Annotated in this window: 11 protein-coding genes; 2 read left to right on the top strand and 9 right to left on the bottom strand. The window is 62.2% G+C overall.

Features of this window, described 5'->3' with window-relative positions:
- Positions 1-6: 6 nt before the first annotated feature.
- The 9 genes from KI610_RS01240 to KI610_RS01200 form a co-directional block, all read right to left on the bottom strand.
- Positions 7-3,066 carry a bacteriohemerythrin gene (locus KI610_RS01240; RefSeq protein WP_226496915.1) on the bottom strand — a complete coding sequence of 1,020 codons (3,060 nt, stop codon included), beginning with the start codon at positions 3,064-3,066 and terminating at the stop codon, positions 7-9.
- A 151-nt stretch (positions 3,067-3,217) separates the two neighbouring features.
- Complete coding sequence (locus KI610_RS01235) at positions 3,218-6,010, bottom strand: cache domain-containing protein (protein WP_226496914.1); 2,793 nt, start codon at positions 6,008-6,010, stop codon at positions 3,218-3,220.
- Between the two features lie 197 nt (positions 6,011-6,207).
- Positions 6,208-7,881 (bottom strand): cation acetate symporter, encoded by a 1,674-nt coding sequence (locus tag KI610_RS01230; protein ID WP_226496913.1) that lies wholly within the window; start codon positions 7,879-7,881, stop codon positions 6,208-6,210.
- A complete protein-coding gene (locus KI610_RS01225; RefSeq protein WP_226496912.1) occupies positions 7,878-8,192 on the bottom strand; it encodes a DUF485 domain-containing protein in 315 nt (104 codons plus the stop codon). Before KI610_RS01225 ends, KI610_RS01230 begins: the two co-directional genes overlap by 4 nt.
- A 105-nt stretch (positions 8,193-8,297) precedes the next feature.
- On the bottom strand, positions 8,298-9,941 hold the full coding sequence (locus KI610_RS01220; protein WP_226496911.1) for an electron transfer flavoprotein-ubiquinone oxidoreductase: 1,644 nt from the start codon (positions 9,939-9,941) through the stop codon (positions 8,298-8,300).
- Between the two features lie 2 nt (positions 9,942-9,943).
- The gene (locus KI610_RS01215; protein WP_226496910.1) at positions 9,944-11,722 is read right to left on the bottom strand and encodes an acyl-CoA dehydrogenase C-terminal domain-containing protein; all 1,779 of its coding nucleotides are present in this window, start codon (positions 11,720-11,722) and stop codon (positions 9,944-9,946) included.
- 23 nt (positions 11,723-11,745) lie between these two features.
- The gene (locus KI610_RS01210) at positions 11,746-12,675 is read right to left on the bottom strand and encodes an electron transfer flavoprotein subunit alpha/FixB family protein (RefSeq protein WP_226496909.1); all 930 of its coding nucleotides are present in this window, start codon (positions 12,673-12,675) and stop codon (positions 11,746-11,748) included.
- Positions 12,676-12,677: 2 nt separating this feature from the next.
- Positions 12,678-13,430, bottom strand: a complete 753-nt coding sequence (locus KI610_RS01205; protein ID WP_226496908.1) for an electron transfer flavoprotein subunit beta/FixA family protein — start codon at positions 13,428-13,430, stop codon at positions 12,678-12,680.
- A 63-nt stretch (positions 13,431-13,493) separates the two neighbouring features.
- The gene (locus tag KI610_RS01200; protein ID WP_226496907.1) at positions 13,494-15,131 is read right to left on the bottom strand and encodes an acyl-CoA synthetase; all 1,638 of its coding nucleotides are present in this window, start codon (positions 15,129-15,131) and stop codon (positions 13,494-13,496) included.
- 162 nt (positions 15,132-15,293) lie between these two features.
- Here KI610_RS01200 and KI610_RS01195 point away from each other — a divergent pair, with 162 nt between their 5' ends.
- Both KI610_RS01195 and KI610_RS01190 read left to right on the top strand, forming a co-directional pair.
- Complete coding sequence (locus KI610_RS01195; RefSeq protein WP_226496906.1) at positions 15,294-17,309, top strand: PAS-domain containing protein; 2,016 nt, start codon at positions 15,294-15,296, stop codon at positions 17,307-17,309.
- The gene (locus KI610_RS01190; RefSeq protein ID WP_226496905.1) at positions 17,306-18,028 is read left to right on the top strand and encodes a response regulator transcription factor; all 723 of its coding nucleotides are present in this window, start codon (positions 17,306-17,308) and stop codon (positions 18,026-18,028) included. Before KI610_RS01195 ends, KI610_RS01190 begins: the two co-directional genes overlap by 4 nt.
- The last annotated feature ends 225 nt before the right edge of the window (positions 18,029-18,253 follow it).

Raw genomic sequence — 18,253 nt, 5'->3', positions numbered from 1 at the left:
CCTGATTCAGCTCTCCGGCAAGGCCTCGAAGTTCCTGAGCAAGGTCGCGAACAGCACATCCGGATTGACCGGCTTGGCGATGAAGTCGCTCATGCCGGCGACCATGCAGCGCTGCCGGTCATCAACGAAGGCGTTGGCGGTCATGGCGATGATCGGCGTCGCGCTGTATCCCGCCAGCCGGCGGATCCGCTGCGTCGCCTCGAGGCCGTCCATCTGCGGCATCTGCATGTCCATCAGCAGCAGATCGTAGGACTGGTCGGCAGCGGCGGCAACGGCTTCGACGCCGTCATTGGCGACATCGACGACGAGGCCGACGTCTTCCAGCAACATGCGGGCAATTTCCTGATTGATCGGTTCGTCTTCAACGAGCAGAACGCGGCGGCCGGCGAAATGGCCGCGCAGCGTTGCCTCGGTATTCGCCGGCGACGCATCGCCCGAGCCCGTCGCGGCCGGCCCGACAACTTTGAGCCGGGCCGTGAACCAGAAGGTGCTGCCCTGCCCGGGAACGCTCTCGGCCCCGGCATCACCCTGCATCAACTGGGCGAATTTCTTGGTGATGGCCAGGCCGAGGCCGGTGCCACCGTACTTGCGCGTCGTCGAATTGTCCGCCTGCTCAAAAGCAGAGAAGAGCCTGGGCAAGGCGTCGGCCGGAATTCCGATCCCGCTGTCCCTGACTTCGAGACGGATCAGCACCTCGTCCGGCGTCGATTCGACGACCCGGCAGCCGAGCTCGATCTGGCCGGCATCAGTAAATTTCACGGCATTGGACAGGTAGTTCAGGACAGCCTGTTGCAGCCGGGTCCGGTCGCCCCGCAGCCGCAGATTCGGGGCATGCGTGACCAGCAAGGCGACATTCTTGGCCCGGGCCTTGTCGTGCACCATGGCCGCGGCGTTGTCGAGAATGGCATTGATGTCGATGGCGCTGTCTTCCAGTTCCAGCTTGTCAGCGTCAATTTTCGACAGATCGAGCACGGCATTGACGATTTCCAGCAGATGCTGGCCGGCCGTATCGATTTTTTCGAGGCGCCCATCCTGTTCCGCTGTGACGCCCGAACGACGCAGCAGATGCACCATGCCGCTGATGGCATTGAGCGGCGTGCGGATCTCGTGCGACATGTTGGCGATGAAGGAGCTTTTGGCTTTATTGGCCGCCTCGGCCTTTTCTCGCTGGACCCGGGCGCGCAGGCCGATGATGCCAAAGCTCAGGTTGGACGCCAGCTCCTCGAGCAAGCTGACCTCTTCCGGGCCGAAGGCATGGGATTCGGCGGCATAGACGCAGAGCCCCCCGAGAACGCTGTCACCCTGCTTGAGCGGCAGGGCGATGGCGGCCTGGTAGCCTTGCCGGATGGCGGCGAGGCGCCAGGGCTCCTGGCCGTTATTGGCCGGCAGCTCCTGGTTGATTTGCGTCTGGCCGGAACGAATCGCCCGGGCCGTCGGCCCTTCGGAATAGGGGCTGACGCCATCCCAGGAAATTCTCGCCTTGTCGAGATAAGCGGCCTCGCAGCCTGACTGCGCGACCGGACGAACGGTTTTTCCCGCATCGTGTTCGCCATAGCCAACCCAGGCGCTCATGTAGCCGCCAGTCTTGACGATCAAACGACAGACGTCTTTCAAGAGCTCGACTTCGCTGTCGTTTCTGACCAGCGCCAGATTGCACTCGCTGAGCAGGCGCAAGGCCCGATTGAGCCGGTTTTGTTCGTTCAGCGATTTCTTGCGCTCGGAAATATCGGTATGAATGCCGATCATGCGCAGCGGGCGATTATCGCCATCGCGCTCGACAACCTCGCCGACCGACTGCATCCAGATCCAGTCGCCCGATGAGGTCCGCCGCCGGTACTCCATGGTCTGTGCCCCCGGGAGCTTGAGGCAGCGATCGAATTGCTGCTTGAGCGCCACGATGTCGTCAGGATGGATGTGGTCGAGCCAGTTGGCCAGGCTGGATTTGAACTCAGCCGCCTCCTCGCCGAGCATCCGTGCGTAGTTCGGGCTGACGACGACCGCCCCGGTGCCCAGGTCGAGGTCGAACCAGGCCTGATTTGCCGCCAGCAAGGCCAGCCGGAGTCGCTCCTCGCTCTCCCTGAGCGCTTCGACGCCGACCTTGCGCGCCGTGATGTCGTCGTAGATGCCGAGGACGCCGATGATCTCGTTGTTGCCGTCCTTGAGGGGAACCTTGGATGAGCGCAGCCAGATGGTTTTGCCGTCCGGCGTCGTCTGCGGCTCCTCGTAGTTGAGCTTGGGAATACCGGATTCGATGACCTTGCGATCATCGGCGCGATACAGATCGGCTTCCGGCGCCCAGCCCATCTCGTAGTCGCTCCGGCCAATCAGTTCCTGCGGCGACTGCTTGCCGGCATCCCGGGCAAAGGCCGGGTTGCAGCCCAGGTAGTCGAGCTCACGACTTTTCCAGAAAATGCGCACCGGCACGTTGCCGACGACCGTCTGGAGCAGGCTGTTCGACGCCTCCAGCGCCGCCTTGGCCTCGTTGAGCGAGGTCTGGGCCTGGCGGTGTTCGGCCAGTTCGCGCATCAGTCGCAAGGTATTGTTGGACAAGGTGCCGTAGATGGACAGGATGATGTCGATGAGCGTCCGCGTCGTTCCGCCCATCTGTTCCTTGGCCCGAACCTTGGCGGCGTCGACCGGCAATCCATCCTTGATGGCCAGAACGGTATAGGCCATGTAGCGGTCGGTCTCGAGAATGTGCGAGGCGAGCCAGCGTGCGAGAAAGCCGAGCGTCTCTTCGGCTACTTCCATCAAGGGCCGCGAAGCCAATCCCTGGCGCATGCGCACGACTTCGTCGACAAAGGAAGCATGCGTCCTGCGGTGCGCTATCTCGCCGGGGTCATTGACCAGATACGTGCGCCAGATCGCCTCTTCCGAGTCGAAATGGTAGACCGCGTACTCCGCCAGCTCGTCGAACAGGCGATCGAGCACCAGTTCATCGGTCTTGAATGCGACATGGCCGGCCAGCTCATTGAGCAGGCGGACCAACTGGTGATGCTGCTCATCGACCGTGGACAGCCCCGTATTGAAGTTGTCGTCCCAAGGGAAAATATCGATTGAATTCATCTGTGATGACACCACGAGGCAGTCACTGAATTACGGGAAGGCGGGAAGACGATTCTAATGCTTCGCTCCGCCTTGCTGGTGATTCTTCCGGCACATCGCTCCTTCCACGGTCAACCCGAAAAAAGGCGCAAAAATGAAATTTCCTGACCCATCAGCCGGGTTTTTCCAACCACTTGAGCAGGGTCACGAACAGCACATCGGGATCGACCGGCTTGCCGACATGGTCGTTCATGCCGGCAAGCAGGCACGCGTGGCGATCCTCCTCGAAGGCATTGGCCGTCATCGCCAGGACCGGCAGCGTCGCCTTGCCAGGCAGGGCGCGAATCGCCCGTGTCGCCTCGAGGCCGCCCATCACCGGCATCTGCATGTCCATCAGGACCACGGCGTAATCGTTGACCTTGACGCTGGCCACCGCCTGCTCGCCATTCTCGGCGACATCGACCGTCAGGCCGGCGATCGACAACAATTCGAGCGCCACTTCGCGACAGATCAGGTCATCTTCGACCAGCAACACCCGGGCGCCGGCAAAGCGCTGGGCGATGAGCGCCTCGGGCATGACCGGCGTCGCATCGGCCGGCGCCGGCCGGGCCGGCTGGCTGGTCGCCCGGGGCAGGCGCGCCGTCATCCAGAAGGTGCTGCCGACGCCCAGTTGGCTGTCGACGCCAACCTCGCCGTCCATCATGTGCGCCAGTTGGCGGCTGATGGCGAGGCCCAGACCGGTGCCGCCAAAGCGGCGCGTCGTCGTGTCGTCGGCCTGGGTGAAGGGGCTGAACAGGGTGGCGCATTGCTCGGCGGAAATGCCGACGCCCTGATCCGTGACCGCCAGGCGCAGCAGCACCGCGTCGCCGGTGTCTTCACTGAGCGAGGCACGGACGCTGATCGTTCCCGATGCGGAAAACTTGATGGCGTTGCCCAGGTAGTTGAGCAGGCATTGCTGGAGCCGCATCGGGTCGCCGGAGACCATGGCTGGCACCGCCGGATCAATCTCGCCGACCAGCTGCAAACCCTTGGCGGCAGCCCGTTCGGCCAGCATGCCGAGACTTTGTTCAACGACCTTGGCCGGTGAAAAATCGGCGACATTGAGCGCGAACTTGCCAGCCTCTATTTTCGAGAAATCGAGAATGTTGTTGATGATACCGAGAAGGTGGCGAGCCGAATCGGTCAGCTTGCCGAGCTGATCGATCGCCTTCGGCTCGCTGGCCCCCTTGCGCAGCAGATGGGCCAGACCGAGGATGGCATTCATCGGGGTCCGGATCTCGTGGCTCATATTGGCCAGGAAAGTACTCTTCGCCCGGCTCGCCGCCTCGGCTGCATCCTTGGCCTCGGCCAGTTCCTCGGTGCGAGAACTGACCAGCGCTTCGAGGTGATGGCGATACTGTTCGAGCTCCATCTCGTTCTGTTTGCGGGCGGTCACGTCCGTCGAAATGCCGCACAGCGCGTAGATTTTTCCGTCGGCGTCGCGCAGCGGCAGCTTGACCGTGGCGTAAGCGTTGGTCACCGTGCCGTCGCGGCTGGTATTGACCTCTTCCTCGGCCACCCGCTCGCCGTGCTCGAGCACGCGCCGATCATTGGCGCGAATGTTGTCGGCGGTCTTTTGATCGAAGAACGCGGCATCTTCATGCCCGACGATCTCCGCCATCGGCTTGCCGAACAAATCCCGCACCGGGCGGTTGGCGTAGAGATAACGGTAGTCGGGATCCTTGATGTAGATGTAGGCCTCGACGCTGTCGAGAATGGTCGCCAGCTTCTGCTCGCTGGCCTGCAGGGCAGACTGCTGGGCGAGGTTCTGCTCGTGGTAGTTGGCAAACAGACGCTTCGACCAGCGGGAGAAAAGCAGCGAACCAGCCAGCGCTATGCCCAGCGCGCCAAGTACGGCAAGCAGAAACTGCAGTGAACGCTGGTCGGAGCCGGCTTCGTAAACCTCCCTTTCGGCATCGAGCGCACTCTGGAATTCGTCGTTGAAAACCGTGGCAACGACCACCCAGCCCCAAGGTTCGACACGGTGCACGAGCGCCGTTTTGGTCGCCGCTTTGCCGGTTTGCGGGTGCGGCCATTCGTAATTGACGAAGCCGCCACCGGTCATCGCCTTGTCGATCATGAGGTCGCGCGCTGCGCGCTCCATCGCTGGCAGGGATTCGGTCGGCAGGCCTTCCTGCGCCTTGTTCGACGGCGAGATGAGCGGACGGCCGTCGCGACCGATGACGGCGATGTAGCCGGTCGCCCCGAAACGCACCGAGCGCAAGCGTTCCAACGCCTCCTGTTGCTGCAACTGGTCCCATTTGTAGGTGTAGTCGCCGGTACCGATCAGCCAGTCGTAGGGTGCAAAGCGACGGACATAGGCGAGCTTGTCCGACATCTTTTTCGGGTCGTCCGGCGAGTACCAGCGGTAGCGCGAGAATCCCTGGCCATCAGGCTTGCCGGCCGCCTCGATCAGGCCGCGCATGATGAAGTGGCCAGTGTCGTCCTTGTTGTCGAGGACGGTCTTGCCTTCCAGCTGCGGCGCGGTGGGGAGCAGGATGAACTGGCCGTTCATGTCGTCGATGAAGTAGTAGCCACGCCCTTCGTAAAAGCGCACGGGGCGCAGGGCTTCGATGATCAGGCGCTTCACTTCCGCGGCCGGACGGCGCGGCGATTCACGGTCGTATATGGCCTGGGCGATCTGGAAGGCGGTATCGACTTGCTGGATGAGGCTCTGGCGCAGAGCCGTTTCGCTGCGCGAGCGGGCGAACTCGATGTATTCGAGCGAGCGGTCCATTTCCGCCGTGACCCGGCCCTTCAGTTGGGCGGTGACGTCCTGCTCGATGCGGGCGAACGAATCACGGCGTTCGGAGAGGTTTTGCCAGGTAAAGAAAGCCGCCAAGGCCACGGTCAAGAACAGGACCATGGCGATACTGCCGATCAGGTGAATCCTCGGCACGGACTTTTCGTTGGCTACAAACCGCATGCTCTCCTTTCGCCCCTCAAAACGGAGGCTCTTTTTCTATTGTAACTCTGCCAAAAGTACTAGACCTCACAAAAAGATAAAAACCCCACGGTCAACCGGAAAAAATGCCCGATTTTGAAATAAAAAAAGGGGCCCGAAGGCCCCGAAAGGAATGAGACGGCGGGCACTGTTCTCCCGTATCTCACCCGCAGAGTGACTTAGTGCGCGTGCGCACCCGAAGCGCCGAGCCCGGTCTGGGCACGGATGTACTGCTCTTCGTAGGCTTCCTTCTCCTGGGCGGCGCGGGCGCTCTTGTCGGTGACCGAAAGCAGCCAGGTGACGAAGAAGGCGAGCGTCATCGAAACGATGGCCGGGTGGTCGTACGGGAAGATGGCGACCTTGTTGCCGAGAATCTTGACCCACACGGTCGGGGACAGGACAACCAAGCCAACCGACGAAACCAGGCCGGCAATGCCGCCCCAGAGTGCGCCGCGGGTGGTCAGGCCCTTCCAGTACATGGACAGGATGAGGACCGGGAAGTTGACCGACGAGGCGACGCCGAAAGCGAGCGCGACGAGGAACAGCACGTTCTGGTCCTTGAAGGCGATGCCGAGCAGGATGGCGGTGAGACCCAGACCAACGGAAGCAAAGCGGGTGACCTTCATTTCCTGGGCGCTGCTGGCCGTACCCTTCTTTATCACGCGGGCATACAAGTCATGCGAGATCGCCGAGGCGCCAGCCAGGGCCAGACCGGAAACAACGGCCAGGATGGTGGCGAAGGCGACGGCCGACAGGAAGCCGAGGAAGATGTCACCGCCGACGGCCTTGGCCAGGTGCATGACCGGCATGTTGTTGCCGCCGATCAGCTTGCCACCGACCTGGCCGCCTTCGAAGAAGGCCCCGTTGGTACCGACAATGGTGATAGCACCAGCACCGAGAATGATGGTGACGAGGAAGAACAGGCCGATGAAGCCGGTCGCGTAGAACACCGACTTGCGGGCTTCCTTGGCGTTCGGCACGGTGAAGAAGCGCATCATGATGTGCGGCAGGCCGGCGGTACCGAAGAGCAGGCCAAGCGACAGCGAGAAGGCAGAGACCGGATCGGCCATGAGCGAACCCGGCGCCATCATCTTTTCGCCCAGCTTGTGCGACTCGATGGCCTTCGAGAACAGGTTGTCGAGCGACCAGCCGAATTGCGACAAGGTCAGCAGCATCAGCGTGATACCGCCGCCGAGCAGCAGGCAGGCCTTGATGATCTGCACCCAGGTCGTTGCCGTCATGCCGCCGAAGGTGACGTACACCATCATGAGCAGGCCAACCACCACCACGGCATAGTTGTATTCCAGACCGAAGAGCAGCTGGATCAACTGGCCGGCACCGACCATCTGGACGATGAGGTAGAAGCAGACGACAGTCAGCGAACCGATGGCCGCGAAGGTGCGGATGCGGTTCTGGTCGAGGCGGTAGGAGGCGATATCGGCAAAGGTGAACTTGCCAAGATTGCGCAGACGTTCCGCCATCATGAACAGGATGATCGGCCAGCCAACGAAGAAGCAGACGGCATAAACAAAACCATCGTAGCCCTTGAAGTAGACCATCGAGGTAATACCGAGCAGGGTCGCTGCCGACATGTAGTCACCGGCAATGGCCAGGCCATTCTGGAAACCGGTGATGCCGCCGCCAGCCGTGTAGAAGTCAGCCGTCGTCTTGGTCTTGCCGGCCGCCCACTTGGTGATGCCGAGCGTGGCCAGCACGAAGATCATGAACATGGCGATGGCGCTGACGTTGATCGGCTGCTTCTCGACGCCTTCGATGGCGCCGGGACCGGCAAAGACGGCGAAGGAAACAGCGAGCAGGCTGCCGGCGAGCAATGCAGAGAGGGAGCGCTTCATTTGCGGGCCTCCTTGAGGACTTCAGCGGTGATCTCGTCGAACTCGCTGTTGGCGCGGTTGACGTAAACACCGGTCAGCAGCCAGCCGCCAACGATGATCAGCGCAGCAATCGGCCAACCAATGGTCACGACGCCGCCTTCTGCCACCTTGCTCGCAAACAATTGCGGCTGGGTGGAGACGAGGAACATGAAGGTGTAGTAAGGCACCAACACGACGAGAGAAAGAATGATGGCAAAGCGGGTGCGCTTGCCGACCAGTTCGGCGAATCGCGGATTGCTCCGAATCTTCGCCTGGATATTAGGTTGTGACATAAGACCTCCTGGAAACTCCGATAAATTTGTGTTGCTGCGCTGTTCTCGGGTTTTCATGTTTTTTTCCGGTCGACCGTGGAATTTTCCCGGTCGGCTCAATTTGAACTACATGTTTGGATAGTTCGGCCCACCGCCACCTTCCGGCACCGTCCAGTTGATGTTCTGGGTCGGGTCCTTGATGTCGCAGGTTTTGCAATGCAGGCAGTTCTGCCCGTTGATCTGGAGGCGGGGTTTGCCTTCCTCCTCGCCGAGGATTTCGTACACGCCGGCCGGGCAATAACGCGTTTCGGGCGAACCGTACTTGGCGTAATTGACGCTGATGGCGATGCTTTCATCCTTGAGGCGCAGATGCGTCTGCTGGTTTTCCTCGTGGTTGGTGGCAGAGAGGAAGACCGATGACAGGCGGTCGAAAGTCAGCGTGCCATCCGGTTTCGGGTAGGCAATCTTCGGATGGCTGTTCTTGTCGCCGAGTTGCGTGTGGTCGTCGTGGTGATGCAGCGTCCACGGCGCCTTGCCCTTGAAGACGTAGGTGTCGATGGCGCCGTAAGCCAGCGCGCCCCACAGGCCCCACTTGAAAGCCGGGCGGATGTTGCGCACGGTGTAAAGCTCGTCCCACAGCCACGATTTCTTGATCTGCTCGGCGTACTCGGTGGCTTCCGCCCCGGCGTCTTCTTTGGCGAGATGCTCGAAGACGGCTTCGGCCGCAACCATGCCCGACTTCATCGCCATGTGCGTGCCCTTGATCTTCGGCACATTGAGGAAGCCGGCCGTGTCACCGATGAGCAAACCGCCCGGGAAGGTCAGCTTGGGCACTGACTGGTAGCCGCCTTCCGACAGCGCGCGGGCGCCGTAGGAAATGCGCCGACCGCCCTCGAAGAAACCACGGATGGTCGGGTGCGTCTTGTAACGCTGGAATTCCTCGTAGGGCGACAGCCAGGGATTCTGGTAATCGAGACCGACGACCATGCCGATGGCGACAAGGTTGTTTTCCAGGTGATAGAGGAAGGAGCCGCCGTAAGTGTCCGAGCTCAGCGGCCAGCCCACCGAGTGCACGATCAGCCCCGGCTGGTGTTTGGCCGGATCGATTTCCCACAGTTCCTTGATGCCGATGCCGTAGGTTTGCGGATCGACGCCATCGCGCAGATTGAATTTGCCGAACAATTCCTTGGTCAGCGAACCGCGGCAGCCTTCGGCGAAGATGGTCTGCTTGGCATGGAGTTCCATGCCCGGCTGGAAGTTATGGCCGGGCTGGCCATCCTTGCCGATGCCGAGGTCGCCGGTGGCGACGCCCTTGACGGAACCATCCTCGTGGTAAAGCACTTCGGCCGCAGCGAAACCCGGGTAGATTTCAACGCCCATCGCTTCGGCCTGCTCACCGAGCCAGCGGGCCAGATTGCCCAGGCTGATGATGTAGTTGCCGTGGTTGCCCATCTGCGGCGGCGTTGGCAGTTTGTAAGCGCCTGCTTCCGTCAAATACAAGAGCCTGTCTTCACCGGCCGGCGTATTAAGCGGCGCGCCGCGCTCCTGCCAGTCGGGGAAAAGTTCGGCCAGGGCGTGCGGTTCGAGCACGGCGCCGGACAGGATGTGGGCGCCGATTTCCGAGCCCTTTTCGAGCAGGCAAACCGAGACGTCCTTGCCGCTCTGCTCGGCCAGTTGTTTGATGCGAATCGCCGACGACAGCCCCGAAGGGCCGCCGCCGATGATCACGACATCGTATTCCATTGCATCACGATCGGTGCGCGTGCTCATGATCAGAACAGGCTTTCCGGCAGGGCGAAGACCGAGTCAGCACCGCCGGTCATTTCGGCAGAGTAGGCAGCGGCGAACGGCAGCTGGTGGGCGGCGAAGTAGTTCGCGGTGGCCAGCTTGGACTTGTAGAAATCGTCGCTCGTGCCGGCGGCGATGTGGCGGACGGCGATGGCCGCCGACTTGGCCATGAGCCAGCCGCCGACGACGATGCCGGTCAGCTTGAGGAAGGGCACGGAACCGGCATGCACAGCGGCCGGGGCGCTCTCGTAGTTGGCGATGATCCAGTCGGATGCGGTCGTCAGGGCGGCGATGCCGTTTTTCAGGTTGGCGGCGATGCCGGCCAGTTGCGCGTTGGCTGCGAAGACTTCAGCATCGGCCGACATTTCGGCGATGAGCGCCTTCATGGCAGCGCCCGGCACCTTTTCGCGGGCCAGCTTGCGACCGACCAGGTCGTTGGCCTGAATCGCCGTCGTGCCTTCATAGATGGTCGTGATGCGCGAATCGCGGTAGTACTGCGCCGCGCCGGTTTCTTCGACAAAGCCGACACCACCGAAGACCTGCAGCGCGGTCGACGACAGCTCGACGCCCTGCTCCGTGCTCCAGCCCTTGACGACCGGGGTCAGCAGGTCGACACGGGATTGGGCAGCGGCATTGCCGGCATGGGCACGGTCGATGTTGGCAGCCGTGTAGTAGGCCAGCGTGCGCATGGCTTCGGTGCGCGATTTGATGTCCATGAGCATGCGGCGGACATCCGGGTGATGCAGGATGGTCTTCTTCTCGCCCGAGGTATCGCCGATGATCTTGCCCTGCACGCGTTCGCGGGCGTACCACAAGGCGTGCTGGTAAGCGCGCTCGGCGATGCCGACGCCTTCGAGGCCGACATTGACGCGGGCGTGGTTCATCATCGTGAACATGTAGCCGATGCCCTTGTTCTCGTCGCCGATCAGGTAGCCGACGGCCCCTTCGTTCTCGCCGTAGGACATGACGGCAGTCGGGCTGCCGTGGATACCGAGCTTGTGTTCGATCGAGGCGCAGATCAGGTCATTGCGCTTGCCGAGCGAACCGTCGTCATTGACCAGGAATTTCGGCACGAGGAAGAGCGAAATGCCCTTCAGTCCCGGCGGCGCGTCCGGCAGGCGGGCCAGCACGAGGTGAATGATGTTTTCGGCGACGTCATGCTCGCCCCAGGTGATGAAGATCTTGGTGCCGCTGACCAGGAAGGTGCCGTCGCCGACGGCCTTGGCCTTGGAGGAAATGGCGGCCAGATCGGAACCGGCGTTCGGCTCGGTCAGGTTCATGGTGCCGGTCCACGTACCTTCGATCATCTTCGGCAGGTATTTCTGCTTGAGTTCGTCGGAAGCGTGGTGGGCGATGGCTTCGATAGCCCCGCCGGTCAGCATCGGGCACAAGCCGAAGGCCATGTTGGCGCCCTTCCACATTTCATTGACGGCCATCGAAACGACAGCCGGTAGCCCCTGACCGCCATATTCCGGGTCGAAAGGCATGGAATTCCAGCCGGTTTCGGCGAACAGCTTGTAGGCTTCCTTGAAGCCGGGCGCCGTGGTGACGACGCCGTCCTTGCAGACGTGGCCGACACGATCGCCGACGCTGTTGATCGGGTCGAGGACGCCGGTGGCGAACTTGGAGGCTTCGTCGAGAATGGACTCGACGAGATCGACCGAACATTCCTCGTTACCGGGCAGGGCACAGATTTCTTCGAGGCCGGCCACTTCGTTGAGGACGAACTGCATGTCGCGAATCGGGGCGATATAGGTGCTCATGGGTTTCTCTCCGTATTTCTTGATTAGACCGCGGCGACGAGGGCCGGAATGGTTTCGAACAGGTCAGCCACGAGCCCGTAATCCGCCACCTGAAAGATCGGTGCATCCGGATCCTTGTTGATGGCGACGATGACTTTCGACTCCTTCATGCCGGCCAGATGCTGGATGGCACCCGAGATGCCGACGGCGATGTAGAGCTGCGGGGCAACGATCTTGCCGGTCTGGCCAACCTGATAGTCGTTCGGCACGAAGCCGGCATCGACGGCGGCGCGGGAGGCACCGAGTGCCGCACCGAGCTTGTCGGCCAACGGCTCGAGGAGCTTGTGGTAGTTCTCGCCACTGCCCAGGCCACGACCACCGGAGACGATGATCTTGGCCGCACCGAGTTCGGGACGCTCGGACTTGGTCAGTTCGCGGTTCGTGAGGGTGCTTTGGGCGGTGTCGGCTGCAGCGGCGATGTTTTCGATTTTCGCGGCATTTTCCCGGTTGACCGTGTCAAAGGCGGTGGTCCGGACGGTGATGACTTTGACGGCGTCAGCGCTCTTGACGGTGGCCAGGGCATTGCCGGCGTAGATCGGACGCACGAAGGTGTCCGGGCTTTCAACGCCGGTGATTTCGGAGATCTGGGCGACGTCGAGGAGCGCGGCGATTCGGGGAGCGAGGTTCTTGCCGAAGGTGGTGGCCGGGGCGAGGATGTGGCTGTAGCCGGATGCATTGGCGATGACCAGGGCGGTGAGGTTTTCGGCGGTCTGGCTCTGGTAGTGGGCAGCGTCGGCGACTTTGACGAGGCTGATGCCTTGCAGCGTGGCGGCTTCCTGGGCGGCGGCTTGGCAGCCTGATCCGGCGACGAGAACATGGATGTCGCCACCGATCTTGGCTGCGGCGGCAACGGTGTTGAGGGTGGCGGCTTTGAGCTGTTGGTGGTCGTGTTCGGCGATAACGAGAATGGTCATGATCAGATCACCTTGGCTTCGTTCTTGAGTTTGTTGACGAGTTCGGCGACGTCGGCGACGCGGATGCCGGCGCTGCGCTTGGCCGGTTCGGCGACCTTGAGGGTGGTCAGGCGCGGGGTGACGTCGACGCCAAGGTCGGCCGGCTTGACGGTGTCGAGCGGCTTTTTCTTGGCTTTCATGATGTTGGGGAGGGTGGCGTAGCGCGGCTCGTTCAAACGCAGGTCGGTGGAAACCACAGCCGGGAGATTGATTTCGAGGGTTTCGAGGCCGCCGTCGATTTCGCGGGTGACGCTGGCTTTTCCGTTGGTGATGACGACTTTGGAGGCGAAGGTAGCTTGCGGCCAGTTTTGCAGGGCGGCGAGCATCTGGCCGGTCTGGTTGGCGTCGTCGTCGATGGCTTGTTTGCCGCAGATGACGAGTTGCGGTTGTTCTTTGTCGCACAGGGCCTTCAAGAGCTTGGCGACGGCCAGCGGCTGGATTTCGGTGTCGCCACAATCGACGAGGATGCCGCGGTCGGCACCGATGGCCATGGCGGTGCGCAAGGTTTCCTGGCAGGCGGCAACGCCACAGGAGACGGCGATGACTTCGCTGGCAATGCCGGCTTCCTTGAGACGGACGGCTTCTTCGATAGCGATTTCGTCGAAGGGGTTCATGCTCATTTTGACGTTGGCCAGGTCTACGCCGGTGCCATCGGCCTTGACGCGGACTTTGACGTTGTAATCAACGACTCGTTTTACGGGTACGAGAATCTTCATGGGATTTCCTTTTCGCACGCGCAGCCCCCTGCCGATCAAGGCATGACGACAGGGGAGTGCGGATTACTCGATGGCCAGCGCCGAATTGGCGTGCTGACGCAGGACGTATTTCTGGATCTTTCCGGTGGACGTCTTCGGCAATTCGCCAAACACGACCTGCTTGGGCACCTTGAAGCGGGCCAGATGGGCGCGGCAGTGCTCGATCATCTCGGCCTCGGTGCAGCTCGCATCAGCCTTGAGTTCGACGAAGGCCGCGGGCACTTCGCCCCACTTCTCGTCGGGCTTGGCGACCACGGCGGCGGCGACGACTGCCGGGTGGCGGTAAAGCACGTCTTCGACTTCGAGCGACGAGATGTTTTCGCCGCCGGAGATGATGATGTCCTTGGAGCGATCCTTGATCTTGACGTAGCCGTCGCTATGCACGACAGCCAGGTCGCCGGTATGGAACCAGCCGCCTTCAAAGGCTTCTTCGGTCGCCTTCGGGTTCTTGAGGTAGCCCTTCATGACCAGGTTGCCCTTGAACATGATTTCGCCCATCGTCTCGCCATCCCAAGGCACCGGCTCGAGACTGACCGTGTCGCGGACCTCGATGCCTTCCTGCATGTGGTAGCGCACGCCCTGGCGGCCGTTGCGGGCAGCCCGCAGGTCGATCGGCAGCTTGTCCCATTCCGGGTGCTTGGCGCAGACGGCAGCGGGGCCATAGGTTTCAGTCAGGCCGTAAACGTGGGTGATGTTGAAGCCCATCTTTTCGCAGCCTTCGATGATCGCGGCCGGCGGCGCGGCGCCGGCGATCAGGCCATTGACCTGATGCTCGATGCCTTCCTTGAGGCTGTCGGGCGAGTTGATCATCATGCCCCAGACGATCGGTGCGCCGCACATGTGGCTGACCTTGTGCGCCTTGATCAGGTTGAAGATCAGGGCCGGATCGACCTTGCGCAGGCAGACGCTGGTGCCGGCATTGGCGGCCAGGGTCCAGGGGAAGCACCAACCGTTGCAGTGGAACATCGGCAGGGTCCACAGGTACACCGAGTGCGGCGGCATACCCCAGGAAATGATGTTCGAGGCGGCATTGAGGTAGGCGCCGCGATGGTGATAAACGACACCTTTCGGGTTGCCGGTGGTGCCCGAGGTGTAGTTGAGCGCGATGGCATCCCACTCGTCGTCGGGCAGGCTCCAGGCGAAATCGGGCTCGCCTTCCTTGAGGAAATCCTCGTAGCTCTTTTCGCCAAGCGACTCGCCGCCCGTGAAGTCCGGATCGAGGCTGTCGATGACCAGCGGTTTCGGCCCTTCGAGCAGGGCCAGCGCGGCCTTGATGATGCCCGAGAACTCGGGGTCGGTGATCAGCACCTTGGCTTCGCCGTGGGCCAGCATGAAGGCGATGGCTTCGGCGTCGAGACGGGTGTTCAGGGTATTGAGCACGGCGCCGGTCATCGGCACGCCGAAATGGCATTCGAACATCGAAGCCGTGTTGGGCAGCATGGCGGCAACCGTGTCGCCCTTGCCGATGCCGCGATTCTTCAGGGCGGAAGCCAGCTGGCGGCTACGGTCGTAGCTTTCCTTCCAGGTATATTGGCGGGCACCCTGGATGACCGAGATACGCTTCGGGTAAATGAAAGCTGAACGCTCGATGAAGCTGAGCGGGGACAGTGCGACGAAATTGGCCGGATTTTGCTCCAGCCCGACGGAATACGGGTTAACCAAGATTTATCTCCTCACGATTTTCTTGCCGAGTTGCTGTTCTCATTGCCGCAAGTTTTTTTATTGATCGTGAGAATGACAAAACACTCTTGCGCAACTATTGGCAGAATGTAACGAATCGTTACATCACGAAATCCGCCCCGAACCGTGCACTAGAATCGACCGATGCTTATCGAGACCGCCTCGTCCCCTTCCTCCCCGCGCCATGAAATGCTGCAGGCCGGGCTGGACCTGCTCGACCAGGGCATCACGGTTTTCGACGCCGACCTGCGCCTCGTCGCCTGGAACCGCCCTTTCCTCCAGTTGCTCGAGTTTCCCGATGAACTGGCCTACATCGGCGCCCCTTTCGCCGGCTTCATCCGTTACAACGCCGAACGCGGCGAATACGGCCCGGGCGACATCGAGGCGCAGATAGCCGAGCGCGTCGCCGCGGCGCGAAACTTCGCGCCACACGTCACCGAACGCCAGCGGCCGAATGGCCGGGTCCTGCTCCTGCGCGGCGAACCGCTGGCGCACAAGGGTTTCGTCACGCTGTACAGCGATGTCACCGAGCAGCGCTACATCGAGCACCTGACCGAACACCAGAACATCCAGCTCGACGAACGGGTGCGTCGGCGTACCGCCCAGCTCGAGAACGCCAACGCCAACCTGCGCCGGGCCAGCGAGGAAAACGAACGCATCGCCGCTGCCCTGCGCCGCAACGAAGAACGGCTGCGCCTGATCAACGACACCATTCCCATCATGATCGGCTACGTGGACCAGAACGAGGTCTATCAATACGCCAACAAGGGCTACTCCGACTGGTATGGCTACCCCGGCGAGAGCGTCACCGGCCGGGCCGTGCTCGACCTGATCGGACCGCACGTCTACAGCCAGGTGCGCGACCCGGTCAAACGCGCGCTGGCCGGCCAGCAGGTGACCTACGAATACCAGATGGAGCGCCAGGGGCAGACGGTTTTCGCGCGCAGCACCCTGGTCCCGGAGTTTGCGGTCGACGGGAAAAACCTCGGATTTTTCGTTTTCTCGCAGGAAATCACCGAACAGAAGCGCATGCAGGCCGCCCTCGTCCAGGCCCAGAAAATGGAGGCCATCGGCCAGCTGACCGGCGGCCTGGCGCACGATTTCAACAACCTGCTCACCGTCATCATCGGCAACCTGGCCGCCCTCCAGGATCACCGCCCGGACGATGCCGAAATCAACGAATTCGTCGAGCCGGCGCTGCAGTCGGCACGGCGCGGCGTGCAACTGATCAAGCGCCTGCTCACCTTCTCGCGGCAACAGCCGCTCGAACCGAAGGCAGTCGATATCGGCAACCTGATCGGCAGCCTGGCCAAGCTGGTCCGCCGCTCGCTGCCCGAGTCGATTGCCGTATCAACCGATCTCGGCGGCATGACGCTGCACGCGCTGGTCGACCCCGGCCAGCTCGAAAGCGCCCTGCTCAACTTCGCCCTGAATTCGCGCGACGCCATGCCGGAAGGCGGCCGGCTGCACATCGCGGCGCGCGCCGTCGAACTATCGACCGATGCCGCCGCCTTCGATGTCAGTCCCGGCCAGTACGCCCTGATCGAAGTCGCCGACAACGGTTGCGGCATGGATGCCACTACGCTGGCCCGCGCCTGCGAACCCTTCTTCACGACCAAGCGCCTCGGGCTGGGCAGCGGCCTCGGGCTGGCCATGGCCTACGGTTTTGCCAAGCAGTCGGGCGGCGGCGTGTCGATTCAAAGCCAGCCTGAACAAGGCACGACCGTGCTCATGGTGCTGCCGCTGGCGACACCGGAAGAAGATGTCGATGCGCCGGGCGAGGACGCCACCCTGCCGGCCGGTGGCGAACTGGTCCTGCTCGTCGAGGATGAGCCGAACGTCCGTCGCGTCGTTCGCCAGCAACTGATCGATCTGGGCTACCCGGTGATCGAAGCCGAAGACGGCGTGCAGGCGCTGGCCATGATCGACCAGATTCCCGACATCGCCATCGTCGTCAGCGACGTCATCATGCCCGGCGGCCTCGATGGCCGGCAGCTGGCTGACCGCGTACTGATGAGCCAGCCCGACATGCGCATCGTGCTGATGAGCGGCTACACCGACGAGGCCGAAGTCGGCAGCGACCTGCCGGTGCTAGCCAAACCCTTCGTCCGCCAGGACCTGGCCCGCGCTCTGCGTGCCACCAACAAAGAAAAACAATGAAAGACAACGAACCCGCCAAGCTGATCGCCATCGTCGAAGACGACCCCGATGTCGCCAAGATCATCGAACAGGTGCTCGCCGACTTCGGTTTCCGCACCGTCTGGTGCCGCAGCGCCGGTGACCTCCTGCGCCGCCTGCGCACATTGGCTCCCGACCTCTGCATCATCGACCTCGGCCTGCCCGACATGGACGGTATCGAAGCCATGCAGCGCGTCCGCGCCCAGTCGGGCTGCGGCATTCTGATCCTGACCGGGCGCGCCCACGTCAGCGACCGCGTCATGGGCCTCGAACTCGGTGCCGACGATTACGTGCTCAAACCATTCGAACCGCGCGAACTGGTGGCCAGAGTGCGCAGCATCGTGCGCCGGCGCGAAGGCAGCGAAACGCAAGCCCGCCAGATCGCCGAGTTTTCCGGCTGGCGCTTCAACCTCGGCAACAACACGCTGACCGCCCCCAATGGCGAAGAGCATGCGCTAAGCACGGCCGAGGCCGATTTGCTCAGGGTCTTCGTCAATAACCCGAACCGCATCCTGCAGCGCGAAAAACTCATGGGCACGCGGGACTTGGCTCCCAACGACCGCGCCATCGACGTCCGCATTTCCCGTCTGCGACGCAAGCTCGAACCCGACCCACAGAGTCCGGCGTTCATCAAGACGGTGTATGGCGCGGGTTATCTGTTTCTGGCGACGGTTAATTGGTCGGGTGGGGGTACTGCTTAATTAGCAGGGGGTTCCATCCTCAAGCTCCAGGAGCCTCTTCGTAACCCTTGTTTTCCGCGCTTGAGGCGCGGGCGTACTTTCTTCTTGCTTCGCCAAGAAGAAAGTAGCCAAAGAAGAAGGCGACCCTGGGTCGGTGCCGGCTACGCCGGTTCCCTGCGCTACTCGCGACTGACGGGGGCTGCGGAACTCGGGCTTCGCCCTCAGACAGTCCTCGCCCTTTATCCG

It is taken from the genome of Ferribacterium limneticum, assembly GCF_020510565.1.
GTDB classification, from domain to species: Bacteria; Pseudomonadota; Gammaproteobacteria; order Burkholderiales; family Rhodocyclaceae; genus Azonexus; species Azonexus limneticus_B.
This window is presented reverse-complemented; position numbering and strand designations above follow the sequence as displayed.

Bases quoted from the DNA above. Each gene is read 5' to 3' on its own strand.
- KI610_RS01215 (WP_226496910.1), bottom strand. From the start codon at position 11,722: ATGAGCACCTATATCGCCCCGATTCGCGACATGCAGTTCGTCCTCAAC.
- KI610_RS01190 (WP_226496905.1), top strand. From the start codon at position 17,306: ATGAAAGACAACGAACCCGCCAAGCTGATCGCCATCGTCGAAGACGAC.
- KI610_RS01230 (WP_226496913.1), bottom strand. From the start codon at position 7,881: ATGAAGCGCTCCCTCTCTGCATTGCTCGCCGGCAGCCTGCTCGCTGTT.
- KI610_RS01195 (WP_226496906.1), top strand. From the start codon at position 15,294: ATGCTTATCGAGACCGCCTCGTCCCCTTCCTCCCCGCGCCATGAAATG.
- KI610_RS01210 (WP_226496909.1), bottom strand. From the start codon at position 12,675: ATGACCATTCTCGTTATCGCCGAACACGACCACCAACAGCTCAAAGCC.
- KI610_RS01235 (WP_226496914.1), bottom strand. From the start codon at position 6,010: ATGCGGTTTGTAGCCAACGAAAAGTCCGTGCCGAGGATTCACCTGATC.
- KI610_RS01240 (WP_226496915.1), bottom strand. From the start codon at position 3,066: ATGAATTCAATCGATATTTTCCCTTGGGACGACAACTTCAATACGGGG.
- KI610_RS01225 (WP_226496912.1), bottom strand. From the start codon at position 8,192: ATGTCACAACCTAATATCCAGGCGAAGATTCGGAGCAATCCGCGATTC.
- KI610_RS01205 (WP_226496908.1), bottom strand. From the start codon at position 13,430: ATGAAGATTCTCGTACCCGTAAAACGAGTCGTTGATTACAACGTCAAA.
- KI610_RS01220 (WP_226496911.1), bottom strand. From the start codon at position 9,941: ATGAGCACGCGCACCGATCGTGATGCAATGGAATACGATGTCGTGATC.